The sequence below is a fragment of the Fulvivirga ulvae genome, assembly GCF_021389975.1.
In the GTDB taxonomy this organism is placed as follows: domain Bacteria; phylum Bacteroidota; class Bacteroidia; order Cytophagales; family Cyclobacteriaceae; genus Fulvivirga; species Fulvivirga ulvae.
The window spans coordinates 4,698,819-4,721,755 of sequence record NZ_CP089981.1 but is presented as its reverse complement, the minus strand read 5'-3'; the positions used below and the strand labels follow the sequence as shown (position 1 = coordinate 4,721,755).

The 22,937-nt window shown below is 43.5% G+C and carries 11 protein-coding genes; 5 read left to right on the top strand and 6 right to left on the bottom strand.

From position 1 onward, the window contains the following. Positions 1-113: 113 nt before the first annotated feature. Positions 114-8,786 (bottom strand): T9SS type A sorting domain-containing protein, encoded by an 8,673-nt coding sequence (locus tag LVD17_RS19985; RefSeq protein WP_233760781.1) that lies wholly within the window; start codon positions 8,784-8,786, stop codon positions 114-116. A gap of 400 nt (positions 8,787-9,186) precedes the next feature. Here LVD17_RS19985 and LVD17_RS19980 point away from each other — a divergent pair, with 400 nt between their 5' ends. Together LVD17_RS19980 and LVD17_RS19975 are read left to right on the top strand one after the other, a co-directional pair. Next, positions 9,187-10,419, top strand: coding sequence for a spore maturation protein (locus tag LVD17_RS19980; protein WP_233760780.1), 1,233 nt, complete (start codon positions 9,187-9,189; stop codon positions 10,417-10,419). A gap of 52 nt (positions 10,420-10,471) precedes the next feature. Further along, positions 10,472-10,930, top strand: coding sequence for a DUF7832 domain-containing protein (locus tag LVD17_RS19975; protein ID WP_233760779.1), 459 nt, complete (start codon positions 10,472-10,474; stop codon positions 10,928-10,930). Positions 10,931-10,953: 23 nt separating this feature from the next. Here the strand turns inward: LVD17_RS19975 and LVD17_RS19970 are convergent, their stop codons facing one another. Continuing rightward, positions 10,954-12,780, bottom strand: coding sequence for a tetratricopeptide repeat protein (locus LVD17_RS19970; RefSeq protein ID WP_233760778.1), 1,827 nt, complete (start codon positions 12,778-12,780; stop codon positions 10,954-10,956). 57 nt (positions 12,781-12,837) lie between these two features. Continuing rightward, complete coding sequence (locus LVD17_RS19965; RefSeq protein ID WP_233760777.1) at positions 12,838-15,072, bottom strand: Tex family protein; 2,235 nt, start codon at positions 15,070-15,072, stop codon at positions 12,838-12,840. A gap of 238 nt (positions 15,073-15,310) precedes the next feature. Between LVD17_RS19965 and LVD17_RS19960 the strand changes: the two genes are divergently transcribed. Then, positions 15,311-15,886, top strand: a complete 576-nt coding sequence (locus LVD17_RS19960; RefSeq protein ID WP_233760776.1) for a TlpA family protein disulfide reductase — start codon at positions 15,311-15,313, stop codon at positions 15,884-15,886. Here LVD17_RS19960 and LVD17_RS19955 read toward each other — a convergent pair. Both LVD17_RS19955 and topA read right to left on the bottom strand, forming a co-directional pair. Then, entirely contained in the window at positions 15,869-16,558 is a 690-nt protein-coding gene (locus LVD17_RS19955; protein WP_233760775.1) for an SIR2 family NAD-dependent protein deacylase, read from the bottom strand. The two genes, LVD17_RS19960 and LVD17_RS19955, sit on opposite strands and share 18 nt — an antisense overlap. A 4-nt stretch (positions 16,559-16,562) precedes the next feature. After that, entirely contained in the window at positions 16,563-18,875 is a 2,313-nt protein-coding gene (topA, locus tag LVD17_RS19950) for a type I DNA topoisomerase (RefSeq protein ID WP_233760774.1), read from the bottom strand. A 133-nt stretch (positions 18,876-19,008) separates the two neighbouring features. On the opposite strand from topA, the gene LVD17_RS19945 reads away from it, so the two are divergent. Both LVD17_RS19945 and LVD17_RS19940 read left to right on the top strand, forming a co-directional pair. After that, positions 19,009-19,509: a SixA phosphatase family protein gene (locus LVD17_RS19945; RefSeq protein ID WP_155176195.1), complete on the top strand. Its 501-nt coding sequence runs from the start codon at positions 19,009-19,011 to the stop codon at positions 19,507-19,509. Between the two features lie 32 nt (positions 19,510-19,541). Beyond that, positions 19,542-20,609: an agmatinase family protein gene (locus tag LVD17_RS19940; RefSeq protein ID WP_233760773.1), complete on the top strand. Its 1,068-nt coding sequence runs from the start codon at positions 19,542-19,544 to the stop codon at positions 20,607-20,609. Positions 20,610-20,933: 324 nt separating this feature from the next. Here LVD17_RS19940 and LVD17_RS19935 read toward each other — a convergent pair whose 3' ends face one another. Then, entirely contained in the window at positions 20,934-22,898 is a 1,965-nt protein-coding gene (locus LVD17_RS19935) for a tetratricopeptide repeat protein (protein WP_233760772.1), read from the bottom strand. Positions 22,899-22,937: the final 39 nt, after the last annotated feature.

Here is a 22,937-nt window from a genome sequence, read left to right as displayed (position 1 = left end):
GAAACAGCAGTTAAAATCACTACTAAACTCACCTTAATTCCAGCATTTAAAATTAAAAAAGGCCGCCCCAAAACACTGGAAACGGCCTCTTTTCTTACCTATTCATTCCTTCCTCACCTATTAATAACAACCCTCCTCTGAGACTTTTGACCGCCCTGCTCTACCAGAACGATATAAACTCCTTGTTTAAGATTTTCACTGGTCTCTACTTTTATGCTTTGTAGCAATTCCTCAGAGGTATAGACCTCCTCGAAATAAACCCTTCCGTATACATCCATCATTCTCACTCTTACAGGTGCCGGGTCTCCGGTGGAAATATTTAGGTTGATGTTTGAATCATCAGTAGGGTTAGGGTAAGCCTCTAACGCTATTCCTTCCGTCAGCACTTTATTTTCAAGTACCACTATTTGATCTGAGACTGTAAATTCGCCATTGAAATCTACCTGCTTTAGTCGGTAATAATTTCTACCAGTGTAAGGAGATTTATCTCTATAACTATAGAAATGGCTGGTGGTTGAGGTACCATTACCGCGAATTTCAGCTATGGTTTCATAGGCTTTGCCATCTCTCGATCTTTGCAGCTCAAAGTAATCATTGTTCAACTCCGAAGAAGTGATCCACTGCAGGATATTCGACTCGTTGTCCACCCTTCCTGCAAAATCAACCAAGGTAACAGGCAATGGGTTATTAGAGAGGTCGGTTCCTCCCAGGGTGAAAGTCTGCTGGCTAAAGCCCACAGAGTTTGATACGAGGTATCCGCTTGTAGCGCTTCCTGCTCTTTCTGCATTGCCTTCTGATGTCCACTCAGAAGCGCCGGAGTTCCACCTCATTACCCTTAGCTGGTTTAGATTACCTGCCACGCCAGACTGGCTGTCCCAATGCAGGATCACCTGTCCTGAACCGCCGCTAACTTCAAGAGACCAGTATTCTGAATCGCTGAGACCGGCATTGGCACCGCCCATACCGTTTGTAGTATTGAAATTCGGACCATACGGTGCTCCCTGTGGGTTGGCATTAAAGTACTCCCCTACCCACACTTGTGAGCCGGTGGTATTGGTATTTTTAACACCGATGTTACGGACCCTGTCATCCTTGCCAACAGGGAAAGTAAAATTACTACCGTTATTGATGAGCTTGCCCATGGGTCCTTCTACGTAAGAACTGTTGGATCCATTGGTTGGGGTTGCATAAGCACTGATGGTACTCAAGGTTAAAAGATTGGCAGACGTGGTGATAAACTTACCATCAGTTAAAGCCAGTTCTCTTGAAACCTCTACATCGCCGCTCAGCACTACTTCCGTGTTATTATCGATCTCCAGGTTATTGAAAGCGCTGCTTCCTGTAAAGTTACCGGTGATCTGCTGCGGGCTGCTGCCTGCCAGTATGATACGGGCATTACTTCCTGAGCCACCCTGAAAACCAGCTCCGGACGCCAGCAATATGTCGCCCAATACACGAACCTCACTGTTGAAACCACCATAGTTGCCGAAGGTAGCTGTACCATTGATAGACAGGTCATTGCAAACTGTCATGTTTTCTCTCAGTTGCCTCTGCCCAGCCCCACTGAATGAGAGATTATATACTGTATCAGGAATAGAAATAGACACGAGCTGATAATCGGCTGAACCTCCGAACTCGAATGTTCCTCCACTGCTACAGTCAGAAAAATCACTATAATTACCAGCGGGCAAATAACCAATATTGTTGGTAGCCATAGTACCGCTGCCGCTGACCTCTCCCAGGATGTGTCCGTCTGTACTGCTTATGTTAAGTGTACCATCGATGACGGTTTTATATGCGGCCCGGTTATCACCATTGGTTGAAACAGTCAATCCTGCCGGGATCTCAACGATAACACCACTCGGTCCACCGGCAGGTATGTTCACACCCGGGCCAGTTCCGTCAGTAACATTTTCCCAGTTATTGACATTGTCCCAGGTATCTGACACATTCACTGCCCTTAAAACAGGGATAGTTGCAGGGAATGCCTCAGGCACCCCAGCGCTGTAGGCACGCGATAAGTCGCTGCTACTGGCAAAAGTGAAATTGATCTGATTACTTGCTGAGTTTACATTACCCGGGAATGTCCAATCATCCGAAGCATCGAGCCTTGCCCCTACATAATCGCTGACGGACTTGCCGTTGGCCACCGAAATATCTGTAGGATCGTAAGTCAGCACCATGGTGGCGTTAAGGTTTGAAATGTTGGAAGAACTCACCTGCCAATAGTACTGAAGTACATTGTTCTGATCATCAATCTGGGCAGAAGGGCCTCCCATTTCAGTATCCTCAATTACGGTCGGATGCCTTGAATCTATAGGCTTAAAGTTAAACTGGGATGTCCCGGCCGCTTTGGTGCTGATATTAAACGCTACAGGGGTGTATTTGGGAGTAGTACCGTTTACTCCAAGAGGAATAAAGAAACTTCCCGAAGTACCTGACATACTCTTCGTAACTCCAAGGTCACTGATAACACCGGTTGTCGCGATCATCCTGTTTATATTGAATGGTGCCCCCTCAATGCTGGAAGAAGCTAGTATTTGAAGCCTTCTGTTCCTGATGTCCAGTATACCATTGGTCAAAGTCAGGTTTCCGGCAAATGATGTATTCAGCAGGAATACCGCACCATTGCTATTATCCAGTTCTAGCCTTCCAAAAGTACCATTGGTACCTGATACCGTCTGTGCATTGGTTCCTGACATCAATATACCTCCCGAAGCACCTGAGCTTGTATGGGCAGCAAAGCTGAATATATCCTGCTTTACCTCTATGGTATTGCCTCCATCTATAAACTGTCCGGATTGCAGGGTCAGGTCATTGCTCACCAGTAGATCTGTTGCCGACTGCAAGGTCACTGATACAGAAGGGTTAATTTGCAGATTATAAAATTCCGTATTTCCTGTAATGCTTTGGGTACTTCCGCTAAAATATGTAGTGTTCCCGTTGGGCTGATAAGTACCGTTATTGGTCATATCTCCTTCAATAAAGAGATCAAGGCTGTTAGCATCAAAAGTCGCTCCTGCTTCAATGGATAAATCACCGTTTAAAGTTAATGGCCTAACCATCAAACTTGCGACTGGATTATTGCCCGAAGAATTATCAACGATCAGATTAGGCAATTCTACGGCACTGTTAATCGTAATCTCCTGCCCGGCATTGGTATCTGTTCCTCCAATGGTTATCACAGCCGACGGATCGGTATAGCTTGTTTCAGGCTCCAGAACGAGTGCTGCAGTACTTCCGGCAGGTTTTTCATTAGCTATTATGAAATCACCCTTATGCAACTGGAATATACTTCCTTCTCCAAGCACCTCAAAAATACCTCTGTTGCTATGCAGACCTCCGGTCTGGCCAACTACCAGTCGTGGAGTACCGGCTCCTTGTTCGCCCATGTTAAATTTCAAGGCACCATCATCACTCAGCAGGCTTCTTCTGATGTGAGACCCAACGATCACTTCCCCGCTTTCCCAAATGTTTAATATAGATTGATTGGACCCTGAATATTCTATGTAGTTGTTATTGCCTCCGTTGATATACGCATGGCCATTATCCCTGACCCTTAATTCTCCGTCCAGCCTTATCCCGGTATCATCACCGGTGACTCTTACAGTAGAGGCCTGCCTTACCACGATCATACTTCCATCGGGAATTACAAAATCATCTCCACCACTGGAAAGCGTAAAATCGAGGTTATCATCAAGCAGCCTTAATCTTCCGGCAATGATTTCAAGAGCCTTTTCAGATCCATCAGTAGGGCCATTAAGTGTGATTTCATCATTAAAGTCGATAAAATCGGCCGTTTCATTTTGCGTATCAATAATAAGCCTGTAAAGCTCCGGCACTGCTCCTGAGGTTACGGTAAAATCCATGTTTTCTCCCCTGATTTCAAGGATAGCATTATTCCCTCCGGAGTTATCCGACCACAGGTCCATGTCGCCATGGATAATATCTATGTTATTCTCAACGATAAGTCCGTGCTCCAGTCCCCCCGGCGTAGTGTTATCTACCGTTATCAGGTTAGCATTGTCCGAAGTATTGAACTTTGCAGTTTCAAGCCTCAGATACCCCGTCCTTACCGTTTGAGAGGAGGCTGATGAAAATAACAGTCTGCCTTTTCTGTTAGTGCCCAGTTGCAGCGTATCCGTAACGGTAAGGTTAGCTTCTACTTGCAATGTACCACCATAATCAATCAATAATTTCCTGGCCTTAATGTCATTTTGAAGTATTAAAGTTCTGTTAAAAGTGGTTGTATTACCACCCAGGATCCTCAATGACGGGAACTCGGTAATATTTGAAGGCACCACAATCTGTCCGTTTTCAGTGAGGTTATACAACCAGCTGCTCTTTTCGTTGGTAGTAAAATCACCAAAATCACCAGTCAGATCAGGGATTTCACCCGCTCCGGTACCCATTTGAAGATGGATCTCCCCATCGCCACTTACTGAACCAAGACTTCCATCCCTGTTTTTAGGGAATGTAAGTCTGGAGAGATTAACATCTTCTACTGTTGCCCCACCCTGTGAATCAAATACAAGGGCAGCTATATCTATATTTACATTTGCGCTATACCTGTGCGTAGCCCCGTCACCTGATGTTACCGTAATGCCCGTGGCACTGGCTCCTCCGCCCGGGTTACCGATATTTCCATAACCAATAACAGCAACATCACCGGCCTGCGGATAAGAAGCCGCTGCGGCTCCTCCATGTTTCAACGCAGCATCTGTTGACCATGCATTAACATTAGTCCAGTTATATTCAACCGCGGTGGTATTGTTGTCATTTCTACGGCTGTAGAATATGTCTGGTGACCCGGAAAATTTAGAAATAGTACCAGCAGTATAGCTGGCATTGATCATGGGGAAGCCCCCTCCTCCACTATTATCAAAGGTTAATATATTGGTTGAGGTGTTAATGTTACCGGATACTTCGGAAGAGCGTGTAAACGGCTGTTCGTTGAGTACAGACCCCGGAACATAGCTAACTTCATTGGCTGCATTATCATCGCTATCACTATAATTAAAAGTATACTGCACTGTAGGCACACTGGTAAAACCACTGTGGCTCACCCTCCAGTAGTAGGTCAATGCATTGCCCGCTGAAGCTAAAGTAGGCAACTCAGTATCAGCTACACTGATCCTTACAAACCCGTCATCACTAAAACCTCCCGAAGGTACGGTAAGTGTTGCCGGCGTATAACGCAAATCAGCATTTGCATTAGTACCCAAAGGGTACAATACCGTACCCACGCCTGTTACCGGCAGTTCCAGTCCTCCATCGGAAGCATTACCGGCAGTCTGGATCATTTTAGACACTGAGAAAGGTGCTCCGGTAAGCACATTGGTTACTGTAAGCTTGTGCGTATTTATGTTAACTTTTCCGGAAATCATTGCCAGGTCACCTACTGCCAATCCTGCTCCGGCCAGATTTACATCCCCGGAAGCTTTGTTGATATTGAGTTTATCAACTGAAGGACTTGTGCCCGCTGTAACGGTAATAGTCTGATCACCAGCAGTATTATTTATGTCAAGAGATCCGAGTGAGTTTCCAACTACGCTGAAAGCAAGATTTATATCACCTAATGCAGAAACCTTATAATCACTATAATCAAAATCCCCTCTTATGACGCTGAAATCGTTGTTGACGATTACTGCTGTTGAACCGGTGGCATATGAGCCATGGGGAGCTATTTCAACCGTACGGTCATCACGGGTTTTGTTGACCACGAGGTTGTAGAATTCCTGCTGATAGGCAGCATCTCTCAAATAAATAATTGAGTTTCTGTTATTATCGAAATAAGTTGTGTTATTTCCTGTAATATATTCTGCACCAGTCTGCATAACACGAAGATTTCCTCCAATATAAACATCCACACCTCTGGCATTGAAAATGGTGGAGTTTTCAATTCGGAGTTGGCTGAGTACCACAAGTGGCTGGGCAGTCAGGGTCTGCCCTAATACAGTACCCCCATCCAGATAAACCTCTGAAGTACCTCCACCTGTCTTAGCCATGTATAAATTAAAAAAAGGTGCGGTTGAAGTAATCTTAAAATTGGTATTGGTCGCCATCTCAAACCTCACATCACCTGCTGTAACACTGGTATTTATAGGATCTGAATTGATAAATATACCACCTGAGTCACTATCTGTTCCATTAGATCGCTGGATGGTCAGCGTACCCCCGGACATTCTGAAAATGTTATCGCGGTAAGGAAGGGTAAATACATAATGACTTCCATCGGTACCCGAACCGGTAAGGTTAACTGATCCGCCACTTTGTATATAAGCGCCCACATGTTGAGCTCCATACACTGAGGTTCTGATCTGACTAACGTTAACAGTGCCTTCTTCCACTCTTATAGTACCCGTTTCTCTAAGAGTAAACCCACTGCCACTGGTAATATTGACCAATGACTGGGTACCGCTAACTTTAAAAGTACCATATACAACAAGCGCTGTGCTTCCGGTCATGGTTAGTCTGCCATTATCCACCCATATTCTGGCGTTAATATTCAGATCATAGTTTCCACTTCCTGTTTTAAGCTCATCAATATAGACGTTAGGGCCAATCCTTATGGTACCCACATGCAATGCCAGGGCATGAGCCGGCCGTGAAGTACCATCGGAAGTACCCGCCTGATTGTTTCTTCCGTAAAGCTCAAAATTACCGGAACTACTGGCCTCAAAAGAAGCCATGTAGGTAGCATCTACACCCTTATCAATGATTATTCTGTAAAAATCAGTGGTACCATAGCAATAGGTATACTGATCGGCATAGTCATTATTATAAGTTACCTCGACCACCCCGGTGGTTGCACTATTTACATAATCAGGACTGGCCTGGTTAGTGAACCTTACCGTTCCATGGTTAGAAAAATCCCCACCAATTGCGAGCTGATGATAGGCATTAGCAGTACCAACGCTGATTTTGCCCGAAGCACCCACAATAAGATCACCCTTAATATCTATATTCCTGACAGTTGTACTGGAGTTATCTCCCACCTTCAACTCTCCGTCAGTCACATTCAGGTCTCCATTTAAGTTCAGATTCGCCAAAACCGTAAGGATGTCATTGGAGGATGAACCTGTAAGGTTAAGAATGACATCATTAAACGTGTAATTTGTACTTAAAGTGTAGGAACTTGTACCGTAGAACTCTACTATCCCTCCATCTGATGTACCAAAACCATTTGTCCCAAGAGTGGTACCCAAAGGAAAATCGGGGTTGGATAACCTTATTTTGCCTGTTCCTTTTATAATATTGAACAAATGTCCGGTAGTATTACCAATTTCAAGAGTAGCTCCGTTTCTGATCTCAACACCCTGGACTTCCTTTGCATTTTCAGAGATGGTAACATCTATACCATTTAGAATAACCACATTATTATCAGGTCCGGGAATCGCTGAATTTATCCTTATTGTTCCGGAGGGGTCTGTAGTCCAGGTGTTGGCATCGTCCCAATTACCTCCAGAGACATAACTGTATAGCGTGGTTACCCCAGGGGTACCCAGAGTGTAGTACCCTGAAGAAAGGTTGGCGTCGGCCACTTCAAATGCTATCGTATTGCCTGCTACCGTCGCATTGGATACCGTAACCAGGGTAAAACTGCTTGCAAGGTCAGGCCTGTATAACAGCTTATAGTCAGTAACTGCTCCCACAAGCCCCATGCCGGCCTCAGTAAAATCAAAACCAATGGTAATATCGATATCTCCTGCATCGACACTCCCCCCCTGCGACCTTTCCAGATACCATGACCTCATCCATCTGCTGGTAGCTGGCACAGCAACATCGGTATTTACTACCTCATTAACAGTACCATCATGCCCTGCTATCACATATTCATCGTTAATATCAATACTGGAATTGGCCTCTTCAAGATAAAGACCTCCGCCCATACCTATCGAACTCGCATATTCATAGCCTGATCCATCTCTGCCAATAGCGATCATATTCTGATCATAAGCTGGATCTCCAGAAGTAAAGTAAGCATTTGAAGCACTACCAAGAGTCAAATCATATTTTGAGCTCAGATAATTATGAACCCTCAATCGTTGAACATCAGATAAGATGCTGCTGAAAACAATAATCTCTGCAATATCTCCTCCATAACTATGACCTGAAGGATTGATCAAATCACCTATTACCTGTCTGGATAATGTTCTTTGTGCATTGAACTCCGCAAATACAATCTGGGTCTGATCATATGTCCACTGGCTGCTGTTATTGTTGGCAAACGGACCAATTTCATCATTACCATTGATAGCATACGCAGCCTGATTTGAACCATTGCCATCGAAGCTCCACCCCCTCAGGTTTCCGCTTCGTGCATCAAGGGCTACATGGGCACCTCCTTGATAGTATCCCCACACCTGACCAAGGTCAGAAGTTTGCTGCAACGATGAGCTGGCTTTATATACCACAAATACTGTCCGGGCAGTGATCCCTCCCACACCTGAATAATCATTATTGAAAGAGTCGTTGCTGCCATCGAACCTGACCACGGGCAAACCGTTAATTTCGCCTGTATGAAATGAGGGTTGTTCTCCTGCCGTAAGCTGGCTGGCGTTGAATCCATTGCCACTCAGGTCGTTCCACTGCTGGACCGGTTGGCCATCCGAAGCCGGAGTAACTCCTGCATCACTAAAAATGCTTTGATCTGCCTGTAGCCAAACCTCTAAGGTGGAGGAACCATCCGTGGTACCTACACCTCCCGGGCCGGTTTGCGCAGTTGTAAAAGAATAAATAAAAGAAGCTAATAAAGCTAGGAATATGGGGCTAAGCTTTTTCATGGGGTTATATACATGTGATAAAATGAAATAATCTACAATCGGGCCACTTAAATAATTACCTGATAATCAATATATTAAATACTAAATACGTCCCAATTTGGGAATACAAAGCAATTAAATTACAAAGTAATAAAATCAACATAAGATTAAATTTCTACATTAGGATAGTATTCAAAATAGCCAAATATAGTAATATTTACCACATTCATCCTATAGTTTGTATGTAACAAATTTATAAGAAAATAATAAATTGTTTAAAAAAATTAAATAATGATATAAAAGACATCTTTGTAATAAATGGAAGAAAAAATTAATGCTGTTAAAATTTAGCATTGCTGAGTCTTTGATTTCATTGCAGAGTCAATAATTTTACAGCTATTGCTTAACTGAAAAATCCGGGATGGTATTAAATTATATATGGGTTGGCTTCTTCCTTATCGCATTTGTTGTGTCTCTTGGCAAGCTGATTTTTTTACAGGACTATGAAGTATTTCCGGCCTTGGTCAATTCTACATTTGACATGGCCAAAACCGGGTTTGAAATTTCACTTTATTTAACCGGAGTGATGTCTCTATGGCTGGGGCTTATGAAAATCGGTGAAAAGGGTGGAATGGTAAATATTTTATCAAAGCTCGTAGGGCCGTTTTTCGTAAGGCTTTTCCCTAATATCCCCCGCGACCACCCTGCGACGGGCTCTATTATCATGAATTTCTCTGCCAACATACTGGGGCTCGACAATGCCGCTACTCCGCTGGGGTTAAAAGCCATGAATGAAATGCAGGACCTGAACCCAGACAAGGATACCGCCTCCAATGCACAAATCATGTTTTTGGTACTAAATACTTCAGGCCTTTCCATCATACCGCTTACCATACTGGTGGATCGCTCTGTACTGGGAGCCGCAAACCCTACTGATGTTTTTATTCCAATTTTGCTGGCTACATTCTGCTCAACTATTGTGGGCCTGATCACTGTGGCCATTTACCAAAAGATCAACCTGTTTGACAAGGTGATTCTCGCCTACCTGGGCGGCCTCTCTTTGATTATTGCCGGTATAGTATATTACTTCATGTCATTGCCTCAGGAGCAGATCGGTGAGGTTTCTACTGTTGCCAGTAATTTTATAATTTTCACACTTATCATAAGTTTTATCATACTTGGCCTGAGAAAGCGGATCAATCTCTACGAAACTTTTATAGACGGTGCCAAGGAAGGCTTTCAGATTGCCATTAAAATCATTCCCTATTTGATTGCCATTTTGGTAGCAATCGGAGTCTTCAGAGCCAGCGGCGCCATGAGCTACCTGATCGCAAGTATTGAATTCCTGGTTTCCCTAACCGGCGCTGATACTGATTTTGTTAAGGCATTGCCCACCGCCATTATGAAGCCATTGAGTGGAGGAGCTGCAAGGGGTATGATGATTGAAACTATTAATACACATGGGGTTGATTCCTTTGCCGGTAAGATGGCCAGCATTTTAAGAGGAGCTACTGAAACAACTTTTTATATAGTAGCAGTTTATTTTGGCTCAGTAAACATACGAAAAACGCGGTATGCCATTACTGCAGGCCTGATTGCGGATTTTGCAGGTATTATTGCAGCAATTCTTTTCGGATATATGTTTTTTCATTAAAATTCATTTAATTATATTTCAATTCTGATTAAACCCTATAAACGTTCTGCGCATGACGAATGACAAAAAAGCACACATACAGAAAACCATCTATGATAATGCCAAAAGCCACTTTCTGGGCAATTTTCCCGATTCTTTGCCTATAGAGCAGGCCTACGTGCATATTGGTATGTATCTGGGATGGGTAATTGAAAATGCTCTTTATTCCGAATATTTTGAAGATGAAGCTGAAATGCAGATTTTCAGGTTTAAAAGAAAGGAAATATCCTGTACAATCTTAAGTGAGATCTGGGATGGCTACCTGGGATATGAGTTATTCAGCAAACACGGCAATATGTTCACCTACTACTATTATGGTGGAGGCCTTTATAAAAATGACTACGACGAAGTGTTGGTGAAAAAACTTCCTTCTATTTACCATGTAAAAGACACATGGGAAAATTATGAGGCTATTAAAACCCGCATTGATACCCGGTTTCAGGACTGGAAAAAACTTACCGGAAATTTATAAGCCTTGTTTAACAAGGCTTTTTTTTATTCTTTTATATTCCCTTTTTTATCAAGTATCAACGATGTAGGAGTCAATGTCCCATTTGTACCTGTATCGTTTATTCCCTTTCTGTTATAATCTACAATGAAATTTCCGGAACTGGCATCATAAAGCAAATTTACCGGTTCAGCCGCCAAATCAACCCCCTTAGTCCAGGAAAGGCCATCGGAACTATATATTTTACTAATAGCCGCCATATACGCTTCCTGCTCCGGTTTAGGGGCATATATTATCACATAATAAATGTGGCCACTTTCATCAGCAAGGCTTTTACCGATTATATTGGTGATATTTTCCCTGTTAAAATACTCCTTATCAAGGTCAAACTTTACAAGGCTTTTAGGGATTCTGGTTTCGTCTATCTTTGCAAAATACCCTTGAACACTTCCTTTATCCGAATAGTATAAGCCTGTAGTACGATCCTCATCAATAACCAACGGAACATACCCAGACTTACCATCCGTGATCTTGAATAACGGAATAGAATCATTTTTATCAATTAACCATCGTGATCGTTCTACCAGATACTCCAGGTCATAATTTTTAGCACGCTTTTGTTCGATGGCATAGTCAAGTTTACTTTTTACAAAAGACTGAAACGACTCCACACTTTCAAATTGCGTTTCTATAAAATACTGATAGTTTTTACTCTCTTCCTGAAGGTTTTTACCTATCAGTATGTTTACTATACTGTCCATTGCATTTAATGCATTGAGACTATGATTTAAAACATCAAGTTTATAAAGCAAATTGATAGAATCCCTGAAACTCTTATGATCTATCAAAAGGGACTTATATTTTAGTTCGGCATCCCTGAGAGAAAAGACGGCAACAGGCAACGGTTCAGGGTCATACTGTGTGAGCTGATCTACAATCAGCTTGGGGGATAGCGCAGCCAAACCAGATGCCACTGATAAAGAATCGCTTAACAGCGTCTTCTCAAGGGCTGTGAGCTTCCGGTCATATGCTACCACTTTTTCCCGAAGTGGGAATATCTCATCTTTCATTATTTTCGCTGACTTTTCAACCCAGCTTCCATAATCCCAGAAGTTAATGATATCAGCCCTGTAATCGGGAGGTGTTTGACCATCCTTTTTATAATCAAGTATTTCTCTCTTAATCAGGGATTGGTCGTAACGGGCACCGGTAATTTTGCCCATGCTGGATTTGTATTTATCAAAATTTTCAACGGCATGCACGTAATCGGCCTTGAGTGCTTCCAGCTCTTTAAGGGTATTGGCATCAGCCCTCAGATACAGTGCCTTTATGGTCGGGCTTTCCCCATAAATGGATTTAAACTTCGCCTGGGCGGCGCCATAGGATTCCTCCATTTTGGAATGGTAGCCAACCACTTCCGATACTTTACTTTTTTGCTCATTAAGACCCTCTATCTTTTTTTCAAGGTCAAACTGAATATCGGCCAGCTTAATACCAAATTTCCCGGTCCTAATATCTCGTCGCTTATAGGCCTGGTAATATTCATCATTGCGTTTCAGCTCTTTTTCGTCAATATACGTGAGAGCATTTCGATAGAAGATTATAGCAGAATCAATATTAGCAGTTAGTATATCCGTTTCCAGGAGTACGTCATTTTTCTTTGCCTTTTCCTGGTACACCATGGCCATCTGAAAGTTGGCATTGGGATGATCGGCATTCTTGTCTTCTTTCAAAAACTGCCTGAGAAAAGGCTCTGCATCATCGTACTTTTTTGTATCCAGTAAAAAGAACAGGTCTTTGTACTTAACACTTTGCGCTTCTGCATAGCATACGGAGATACTAACTGCTATTACAAGTAGAATTGCTTTTTTCATAGATCACCAACTATTTATAAAAAGCAATTTAGTGATTTTTCAATCCATTTGCAGAAATTAACTATTAAATAGGCCTTTTAGCTTATTGAGTTTTTCCTGCAGGTCTCCCTGAGGCAGGTTCTCATCTCTTTTGCTCTTTTGTTTTGGAGGATTTTTACCGAATGGATCACTTTTCATCGATAAGCCAATCCTTTTTCGGTTGGTATCCACCTCCATTACAGTTACGGTCACTTTTTGCTGCACGGTAACTACTTCGGCAGGGTTTTTAACAAAAGAATCAGACAGATGGCTCACATGTACAAGACCATCCTGGTGAACCCCAATATCCACAAAAGCACCAAAGTTCGTAATATTCGTAACGATCCCCGGAAGTTTCATACCTATCTTCAGGTCGCCCATGGTATTAACACCATCCTGAAAACTGAATACTTCAAAGCTCTCACGCGGATCACGGCCGGGCTTGGCCAATTCCTGCATAATGTCGTTAAGCGTAGGCAGACCTACCGTGTCGGTAACATACTTTTTAAGGTCAATCTTATTTCTCAACGTCACATCGTTGATCATGTCATGCACGGAACAGCCGAGATCAGAGGCCATTTTCTCAACGATATGGTAGCTTTCAGGGTGTACTGCCGAGCTATCCAACGGATTTTCCGCACCGCGTATCCTAAGGAAACCGGCAGCCTGTTCAAATGCCTTATCTCCAAGCCTTGAAACTTTGGTCAGCGATTTTCTGTCTTTGAACGGACCGTTTTGATTTCTGTGCTCTACAATGGTTTTTGCAAGGCTTGGGCCGAGACCTGATACATAGCTAAGAAGTTCTTTACTGGCAGTGTTCAACTCTACTCCTACAGAGTTCACACAGCTCATCACCACATCATCAAGGCCATGTTTCAGCGCATTTTGATCCACATCATGCTGGTACTGTCCTACCCCGATAGATTTAGGGTCGATTTTTACAAGCTCAGCCAGCGGGTCCATCAGCCTTCTTCCAATGGATACGGCTCCACGAACCGTTACATCATAGTCAGGAAATTCGTCGCGGGCAACATCCGAAGCGGAGTATACGGAAGCACCACTTTCATTTACCATGATCACTAAAATGCTTTTGGGCAGGCCGAGGTCTCGTACAAAGCTTTCCGTCTCACGGCTGGCCGTACCATTACCGATAGCAATAGCCTCCACATCGTACTTTTCGCATAGGTATTTTACAAGTGCGCCTGACTCTGCTACCCTCTTTTGAGGTTCGTTGGGGAATATGGCATCATTATGCAGTAGCTTTCCTTGTTTATCCAGTACTACCACTTTACAGCCTGTTCTGAATCCCGGGTCTAACGCCAGCACGTTTTTCTGCCCTAAAGGAGCAGCCAGCAGCAACTGTCTCAGGTTATCTGCAAACACCCTGATAGCTTCTTCATCTGCCTTATTTTTAGAATTGATCCTGATCTCTGTCTCCATGGAAGGCTTCAGCAACCTTTTGTAACAGTCGGCAGCGGCTTCTTTCACCTGCTCTGCGGCTGCATTGGCAGATTTAACAAACTGTCTTTTTAAAAGATCAACGGCTACATCATCGTCAGGTGCTACATCAAGGGATAAGATCATCTCTTTCTCACCACGTCTCATAGCCAGCAACCTGTGCGAAGGTGTTTTGGAAATTGGTTCCTCCCATTCGAAGTAGTCTTTGTATTTCTGGCCTTCCTCTTCCTTACCTTTAATCACTTTCGATACGATCACGGCCTCTTTCTCGAACAGGTCCCTCATCTTCTTACGCACTTCCTGATCTTCATTCATCCACTCAGCTATGATGTCTCTGGCGCCCTGCAATGCTTCCTCAGTATTGGCCACACCCTTCTCTTCATCAATGTATTCTGAGGCCAGCTTCTCGAGGTCTGCTGACTCCTGCTCGAACAGCACTTTTGCCAATGGCTCAAGTCCTTTTTCCTTGGCCACGGAAGCCCTGGTTTTTCTCTTTGGCTTGTAAGGGAGATAAATATCCTCCAACTCTGCCAGTGTCTGGGCTGCGTTGATGGATGCTTCCAGTTCAGGGGTCAGCTTCTCCTGCTTTTCAATAGACTTTAATATAGCCTCTCTCCTTTTATCCAACTCCCTGAGCTGTGTTACCCTGTCCCTGATCGATGTAATGGCAACTTCATCAAGGCTACCTGTCATTTCTTTCCTATACCTGGAAATAAAAGGTACAGTGGCTCCTTCATCCAGCAACTCTACTACAGCAAAAGCCTGCTTCTCATTGATTCCCAGCTCTTTGGCTACTATTGAAATATTCTTATCCATTCTAATTATTTATACGTATTATTTTTTGAGGCCGACAAAAATATAAAATTATGAAATAGCCTGCTGACCCATAGGCCTAAAAGTTATTAACATTTTATAAAGTGATTATCAGGTCGGTCAGCAGACATTTAATTTACGAAAAAAGGGAACCTCATTGCAAAATCTTTACGTTATAAGAACTGGTTTTTCGGTTTTTAACTTTATTTTGAGTTAAAACCTTTCTTCTAATTTATCCTGTATGAAAAAGCAACTAAGAGAGTGGGGAATATTTTTGGCCCTAGGTTTATTTCTATATTTTACCGGCTTGTACACTGATGTGGCCGCCCTTGCACAAAGGGCGATTTTAAGCACAGGTCTGATCACCGCAGATACAAAGCTTGAAAATCCTGAAAAAGCTGATTTCAATTTTACACTTCAGGCACTGGATGGCCAAACAGTAAAATTTGAAGACTTTAAAGGTAAAGTGATCTTTCTAAACGTTTGGGCTACGTGGTGCGCTCCCTGCATCGCGGAAATGCCTGGTATTCAGGACTTATACAATAAGATTGACAACAAAGATATTGTATTTGTAATGCTCTCAATGGATGATAGTATTGAGAAGCCAAAAAGGTTTATTGCCAAAAAGGAATATACCTTCCCGGTTTACCTACCTGCCAGCCGCGTACCTGATGTATTCAGGTCCCCTTCCATACCCACCACCTATGTGATATCAAAAGACGGCAAAATTGTTGCGAAGAAGGTGGGAATGGCTAATTATGACACCAAATCGTTCAGGAAATTTCTGAATAAGCAGGCATCAAAGGTCAGCAAGTAAGCGCTGCCTTACCTTTTCAACACCTGTTGTTGCATTTTCTTCATACAGGTAGAGGTTCGATCTTTTTGATACCTGGGGTAATTTCGGGTCTATAACATACTTAGGTACATGATCAGCAACCAGATCGAGCAGGCCTGCAGCGGGGTACACCACCAGTGAGGTGCCTACCACCATAAAAATATCTGCTCCATAAGTTTCTTTGGCGGCAATTTCCATCATAGGTACAAGTTCTCCAAACCAAACGATATTTGGCCTTAGCTGAGAGCCCTTCTCACATTTATCTCCCAGCTTAAGCTCCCATCCATCCATTTCGTAAACCAAATTATCATCAGCAGTACTCCGGCACTGGAATAGCTGCCCATGAAGGTGGATCACGTTTGATGAGCCGGCTTTTTCATGAAGGTTGTCTACATTTTGTGTGACAATGGTTACATCAAAATCTTCTTCCAACTTAGCCAGGGCAAGGTGACCGGCATTCGGTTCTGCCTTTAGGGAGGCCTTTCTTCGCTCGTTGTAGAAGTTCAATACAAGCTCAGGGTTCTTTGCCCAGCCCTGTGGGGAAGCAACTTCCATCACATCATGTCCCTCCCAAAGGCCGTTGGAATCCCTGAAAGTGGCTATGCCACTTTCAGCACTGATACCTGCTCCTGTAAGAACAACTACCTTCATCATAATATTATTTCTTTTTTCTGCCTCCTTTTTTGGCAGGTGTTTTCTCCGCAAGCTCTATGCACTCCTCCAAAGTAAGTTCTTTAGGCTCCTTACCTTTCGGTATCTTCACATTCTTTTTACCAAACTTAATGTATGGGCCATACCTTCCGTTAAGCACCTGAACATCAGGATTCTCATCAAACGATTTTATAAACTTATTGGCATCTGCTTCTCTCTTTTGCTGGATGAGTTCGATAGCCCTGTCAGCCTCTATGCTGTACGGGTCGTCATCTTTAGGGATGGATACAAATTTGCCGTCGTGCCGGATGTAAGGCCCAAACCTCCCTATGGCTGCCTGCATGGGTTTGCCTTCAAACTCACCAATCTCCCTTGGTAGCTTGAACAGTTCCAGGGCATCTTCCAGGGTAATGCTTTCAATAAACTGCCCTTTTCTCAGGCTGGCATATTGAGGCTTCTCATCCTCATCATCCCCACCTATTTGAGCTATTGGTCCGAATTTACCTAGTCTGGCAATTACTTTTTTACCAGATTTAGGGTCGATCCCTAACTCCTTTGACTTGGGTACGGAAGATCGCTCAATATTTTCGGTATTTTCTACTTTGGAGTGGAATTCAGAATAAAATTCACCAATCATTTTATCCCACTCTTTCAACCCTTGCGCTACTTCATCAAAAAGCTTCTCTACTTCTGCGGTAAAGCTATAGTTGGTCACGTTAGGAAAATGTTCGACAAGGAAATCATTCACCACCATAGCCATGTTGGTTGGGAACAGCTTACTCTTCTCCGTACCTACCACTTCTGTCAGCGACTTCGGTGTAACCTTTTTATCCTTGAGTTCCAACACCGTGTATTGTCTCTCAGTACCTTCCCTGTTCTCTTTGATCACATAGTTCCTTTTCTGAATGGTCGAAATGGTGGGAGCATACGTTGACGGGCGTCCTATACCCATTTCTTCCAGCTTCTTCACCAGACTGGCTTCAGTGTACCTGGCTGGAGGCCTTGTAAAGCCTTGACGGGCTTTCATGGTATCAAGTATAAGCTCCTGCCCTACTTTAAGCGGTGGAAGCATTCCCTTTTGCTCTTCTCCTTCGTCTTCATCATCGGTAGACTCCAGGTAAACAGAAAGAAAGCCTTCAAACTTGACCACCTCCCCGGTTGCAACCAGTTGCTGTGGCACGGTAGAGATGCCAATGGTGGCAGTTGTTTTTTCTATCTGGGCATCGGCCATCTGGGAGGCAATTGCCCTTTTCCAAATCAGTTCATACAAGCGCTCTCCATTCCTGTCCACTCCCGGACTGGTAACAGCAAAGTTGGTCGGCCTGATGGCTTCGTGAGCTTCCTGGGCGCCTGATGATTTAGTTTTATATTTTCTGACTTTAACGAAATTGTCTCCGTAAGCTTTTTTGATCTCACTCACTGCACCGTTAACAGCTTCATCCGACAGGTTAACAGAGTCTGTTCTCATATAGGAAATGATACCTGCTTCATAAAGCTTCTGGGCTATGGTCATGGTCTGTGACACGGAGAAACCCAGCTTTCTGCTGGCTTCCTGCTGCAGTGTAGAAGTAGTGAACGGAGGTGCTGGTGATTTTTTGGAAGGCTTCTTTTGCAGATCTATAATGGAGAATTCTGCATCTTTGCATGCCTCCAGAAACTGCATCGCCTCCTCCTCAGTGTCAAATTTTTTCGGCAGCTCCGCGCTTAGCAGCTTTTTGCCTCCAAGGTCAAAGGTTGCCGTTATTTTATAAGAACTGACAGGATCAAATTTCTCCACATCCCTTTCCCTTTCTACTACCAGCCTTACTGCTACTGACTGCACGCGCCCTGCGGAAAGTCCGGTTTTAATCTTTTTCCAAAGGATAGGTGAAAGCTCAAAACCAACAAGCCTGTCAAGCACACGGCGTGCCTGCTGCGCATTAACAAGGTCTATATCAATTCCTCTCGGGTTTTTGATCGCATTCTCAATGGCATTTTTTGTGATCTCCCTGAATACGATCCTTCTTGTATTGTCATCGTTAAGGTTCAGGGCCTCTTTTAAGTGCCACGAAATGGCCTCTCCTTCGCGGTCATCATCACTTGCGAGGTAGATAGTCTCCGCTTCCTTAACCAGTTTTTTCAGTTCTTTTACCACCTCTTTTTTATCGGCGGTGATTTCGTAAGTAGGTTTAAAGCCATGCTCTTTGTCAATAGCTTTGTCTCCTTTTGGCAGGTCACGAACGTGACCGTAGCTTGATGTTACTTTATAATCCTTCCCCAGGTATCCTTCAATTGTTTTGGCCTTTGCAGGAGACTCCACGATGACTAAATTCTTCGGCATATGTTAAAATTCAACTGTTTTGAGAATTTCAAAGATCACTAAAATTTTCAAAAATAAAATTTTTGATCTAATTAAATAATTAGTGAGACATTTGTTAGGTAGGCAAATTAACAACTCTTATTTTAGAAAAGTTATGACTAAAACTTTATTTCTTGCACGCCATGCAAAGGCCTCTGACAAGCAACCCGGGCAGAATGACACAGACCGGGAGCTGAATTCCATCGGGCTTCAAAACTCCACCCGGATGGGCATTAACTTCAGCAACAAAGGTATACAATTCGATATTATTGTCAGCAGCCCGGCGGTCAGGGCACAGGCTACCGCATCCCTCATTGCGGAGCAACTCAAGTACGACACATCTAAAATACATCTAAATCCTGAAATATACGAGGCCTCAACCCGTACTCTTCTGCAGGTGATCAATCAGCTCAAGGATGAGTGGAATACCGTATTGCTGGTAGGCCATAACCCGGCCATCAGCTATCTGGCTGAGTACCTGACCAAATCAGAAATAGGTGACATGACCACATGTGGTGTGGTAAGTATAGAATTCGAGCTTGATCAATGGAATATGATCTCCGAAGGCACCGGAAAAATGGTCAGCTATGAGTATCCTGATTTGCTCAATTTTTAATTAATTTCGTCCCCCAATTTCGATAGAAAACTATGACGGAGAAAGAAGAGATAATTTCCAAGTTCGACCCCAATGCACCCGGTACCTCGGGCAACTTGTTCGGACTGCCTTTTAATAATGATACTGCTGAGCTGATCATCATACCCGTGCCCTGGGAGGTAACGGTATCTTACACCGCCGGCACCGCTGACGGTCCGGAAGCCATACTTGAAGCTTCTGCCCAGGTAGACCTTTTTGTAAAAGACATACCCGATGCCTGGAAACTGGGCATCAGCATGCTCCCGATTTCACCGGGGTTCAAAAGGGAAAATGAAAAATATCGTGACCTGGCTGCCAGGTACATTCAGTGGCTGGAGGAAAACGAGGAGGACTGGATTTCGGATGAGTTAAAGGTAATCCCTTCAACGGTTAATGAAATTTGCGAGAAACTGAATATATACGTTAAGTCACAGGCCTTAAAGCAGCTCGAACAAGGGAAAATGGTAGGCCTGCTTGGTGGTGACCACAGTACTCCGCTTGGTTTGATGTCTGCCCTGAGTGAGAAATACGACAACTTCGGAATATTACAAATAGACGCACACGCCGACCTGAGGAAAGCTTATGAAGACTTCACCTATTCGCATGCTTCTATTATGTACAATGCCATGGAAATCCAGCAGATAACCAAGCTGGTACAGGTAGGCATCCGCGATTTTTGTGAAGACGAGGCGGAATATATTAAAACATCCAATGGCCGGGTGGTAACTTTTTATGATGAAGACCTGAAATCTGCCTTGCTGGAGGGTTATACCTGGGAAAATATATGCAATAACATCATCACCCACCTGCCTGAGCAAGTGTATATTAGCTTTGATATTGACGGCCTCGATCCCAAGCTCTGCCCTAACACCGGTACACCCGTTCCCGGAGGTTTAGAATACCACCAGGTTATGTACCTGTTCAAACAGGTGGTAAAATCCGGCCGCAAAATCATTGGTTTTGACCTTAACGAGGTATCTCCCGGTGAAGATGAATGGGATGCCAACGTCGGTGCAAGGATATTATACCAGATGAGCAATTTGATGGCGGTGTCGCAAGGTAAGTTGAATATGGTGGTGTAGATCACCATACCACGTCATTCAAAACGAAGCGTAGCGGAGAAAATAAGGGGTAATCAGTGATCGGTGAAGAGGTAATCGGTGATTTCAGGAAAGGTTAGTAAAGCGATAACCGGTGACTGACTGGTGAACAGTAAACTGTAAATAAAATTGGATTTTGAATATTTCTACGACGCGACTGTCCCCCTGAGGGGATTATAGGGGTGTTTAAAGCCTGCCTCGGATCCGGGAGATTCCTGATATTTTCATTAGGTGTAGCAATGCGATAAAGTCTTATTTAAGAGAATTCAGGAATGACGGTGTGGGTGACGGTAATTTGGTGCCCAGTCACGGTTTAAAACCTATTACTAAAATATCATCCGTCTGTTCATTGTCGTTTTTCCAGTCTTTGATGGTTTGGTTTAGCTTTTGTCTCTGGTCAACTATAGTTAGTCCCTGGATTTCATGTAGTAATTGTTTGAATCGGCCTACCATGAATTTCTTGCCTTTTTCACCGCCGAATTGGTCTGCGTACCCGTCTGAAGTGAGGTAAAAGGTTTCATCACCTTTAAGGTCAATGATGTGGTTTTCGAAAAGCATTTCGGGCGCAGCCTTCTCTCCTATGGTTCGCTTGGTGCCTTTGATCTCTTTGAACTCACCATGCTGGAAGTAATATAACGGGCGGTTGGCTCCGGCAAATACCACTTGTTTTGAGACATGGTCAATCTTGCACAAGGCTACATCCATACCATGATCGGTATCTGATTTTTCTCTTTGTTTCAGGGCATTGCGTACCTGCTGGTTGAGCTGCATGAGTATTTGGCCGGGCTCATAAATTTTATCCCGGTTGATGATCTGCTCCAGCGATGACATCCCTATCACGGTCATGAATGCCCCGGCTACACCATGCCCTGTACAATCAATGGCAGCAACAATATCCACATCACCCATGTCGGCATACCAGAAGAAATCACCACTAACAATATCCTTCGGCTTATATAAAATAAATGACCTGTCCATCTTCTCCGGTGATACCTGAAACTGCAAAAGGGAACGCTGCACACTTTTGGCGTAATCTATACTTTCGGTGATATTCTGGTTCTTTTCCTCAATTACAAGCTTCTGATGCTCCAGCTTGTTGTTTTGCTTTTCCAGAAGCCGCTTATTCCTCCTTATCTGCTTGTATTTATTCAGGATAACCAGCGTGAGCCCCACCCCTATCACAAGAATGACTATACCAGATGTAATGATGATCTTATCATTACTTATCCGGAGTTGCTGCAGCTGGCTGTCCATCTGAAGCGACTTAATCTGGTTCTCTTTCTTTTCCAGCTCATAGGCACTTTCCAGCTCGGCTATGCGCTGGCTACTCTCCTGATCATAAAGACTGTCTTTGGCCTGATTGTGAAAACGTAAAAAGCTATACGCCAGGAACATATCTCCTTTTGAAAAATAGGTTTCGGCTATGGATTGGTAAATGATCGCCAGCAAGCGTTTATTGTCAGTTTCCTGTACAATAGACAATGCCTCATCAAATATCTCCAGGGCCTTATCATAGCGTTGTAAGGCCTTTTCAACCATTCCTATATTATGCAGGGCATTGGCCTGACCGTTGAGGTCGTTGTTAAACCTCTCCATGTCCAGGGAGCTCTCGTAATACGCCCGTGCCTCACCATATTTCCCTTGATTGTAATAGATATTGCCTATGTTATTGAAAGGCACAAAAGCCTTGGAATTATCTTCTATTTCACCATATATAGTCAGCGAACGCAGGTAGTATTCCAATGCCTCATCATAATATCCCTGCGCTTCAAATACATTTCCGATATTGTTTAATGAACCTACAATCCTGAGTTTATGCCCAATGCTTTCAAACTGATCATTGGCTTTATAGAAATATTGCAGGGCCTTATCATATTCCCTTTTCAGCGAATATACTGTCCCGATGTTGCTGTAGGTATAGGCCAGTGCATCTACAAATTTGTTTTCCTCCTGTATCCGTAGGGCGCGAATATAATTTTCCAGGGCCTTATCCAGCTCACCCCTGTTTTTGAATACTACCCCTATATTGTTGTAGGAGGATGATATACCACTTGCATCTTTTATTTCTTCGGCCAGTGCCAGGGCCTCTGTGGTATAGTCTAACGCTTTAGCTGCATCATTATTTACATATTGCTTGTACAACTCATTAAGTAAGATGACTTTCTGTTTCCCCGAAGCCGATGCCAGTGAATTTTCCAGACTATCAATTGTCGTAACAGGGACAGGAGTTTGAATAAAGAGGGAAAAAATAGCTGAAAAAATAATTGTCATTTAGCTTAGCATTAAATTAGCTACAAATCAGAAGTTAGC

Coding starts and splice junctions, on each gene's coding strand:
- LVD17_RS19985 (WP_233760781.1), bottom strand. CDS start 8,786: ATGAAAAAGCTTAGCCCCATATTCCTAGCTTTATTAGCTTCTTTTATT.
- LVD17_RS19980 (WP_233760780.1), top strand. CDS start 9,187: ATGGTATTAAATTATATATGGGTTGGCTTCTTCCTTATCGCATTTGTT.
- LVD17_RS19975 (WP_233760779.1), top strand. CDS start 10,472: ATGACGAATGACAAAAAAGCACACATACAGAAAACCATCTATGATAAT.
- LVD17_RS19970 (WP_233760778.1), bottom strand. CDS start 12,780: ATGAAAAAAGCAATTCTACTTGTAATAGCAGTTAGTATCTCCGTATGC.
- LVD17_RS19965 (WP_233760777.1), bottom strand. CDS start 15,072: ATGGATAAGAATATTTCAATAGTAGCCAAAGAGCTGGGAATCAATGAG.
- LVD17_RS19960 (WP_233760776.1), top strand. CDS start 15,311: ATGAAAAAGCAACTAAGAGAGTGGGGAATATTTTTGGCCCTAGGTTTA.
- LVD17_RS19955 (WP_233760775.1), bottom strand. CDS start 16,558: ATGATGAAGGTAGTTGTTCTTACAGGAGCAGGTATCAGTGCTGAAAGT.
- topA (WP_233760774.1), bottom strand. CDS start 18,875: ATGCCGAAGAATTTAGTCATCGTGGAGTCTCCTGCAAAGGCCAAAACA.
- LVD17_RS19945 (WP_155176195.1), top strand. CDS start 19,009: ATGACTAAAACTTTATTTCTTGCACGCCATGCAAAGGCCTCTGACAAG.
- LVD17_RS19940 (WP_233760773.1), top strand. CDS start 19,542: ATGACGGAGAAAGAAGAGATAATTTCCAAGTTCGACCCCAATGCACCC.
- LVD17_RS19935 (WP_233760772.1), bottom strand. CDS start 22,898: ATGACAATTATTTTTTCAGCTATTTTTTCCCTCTTTATTCAAACTCCT.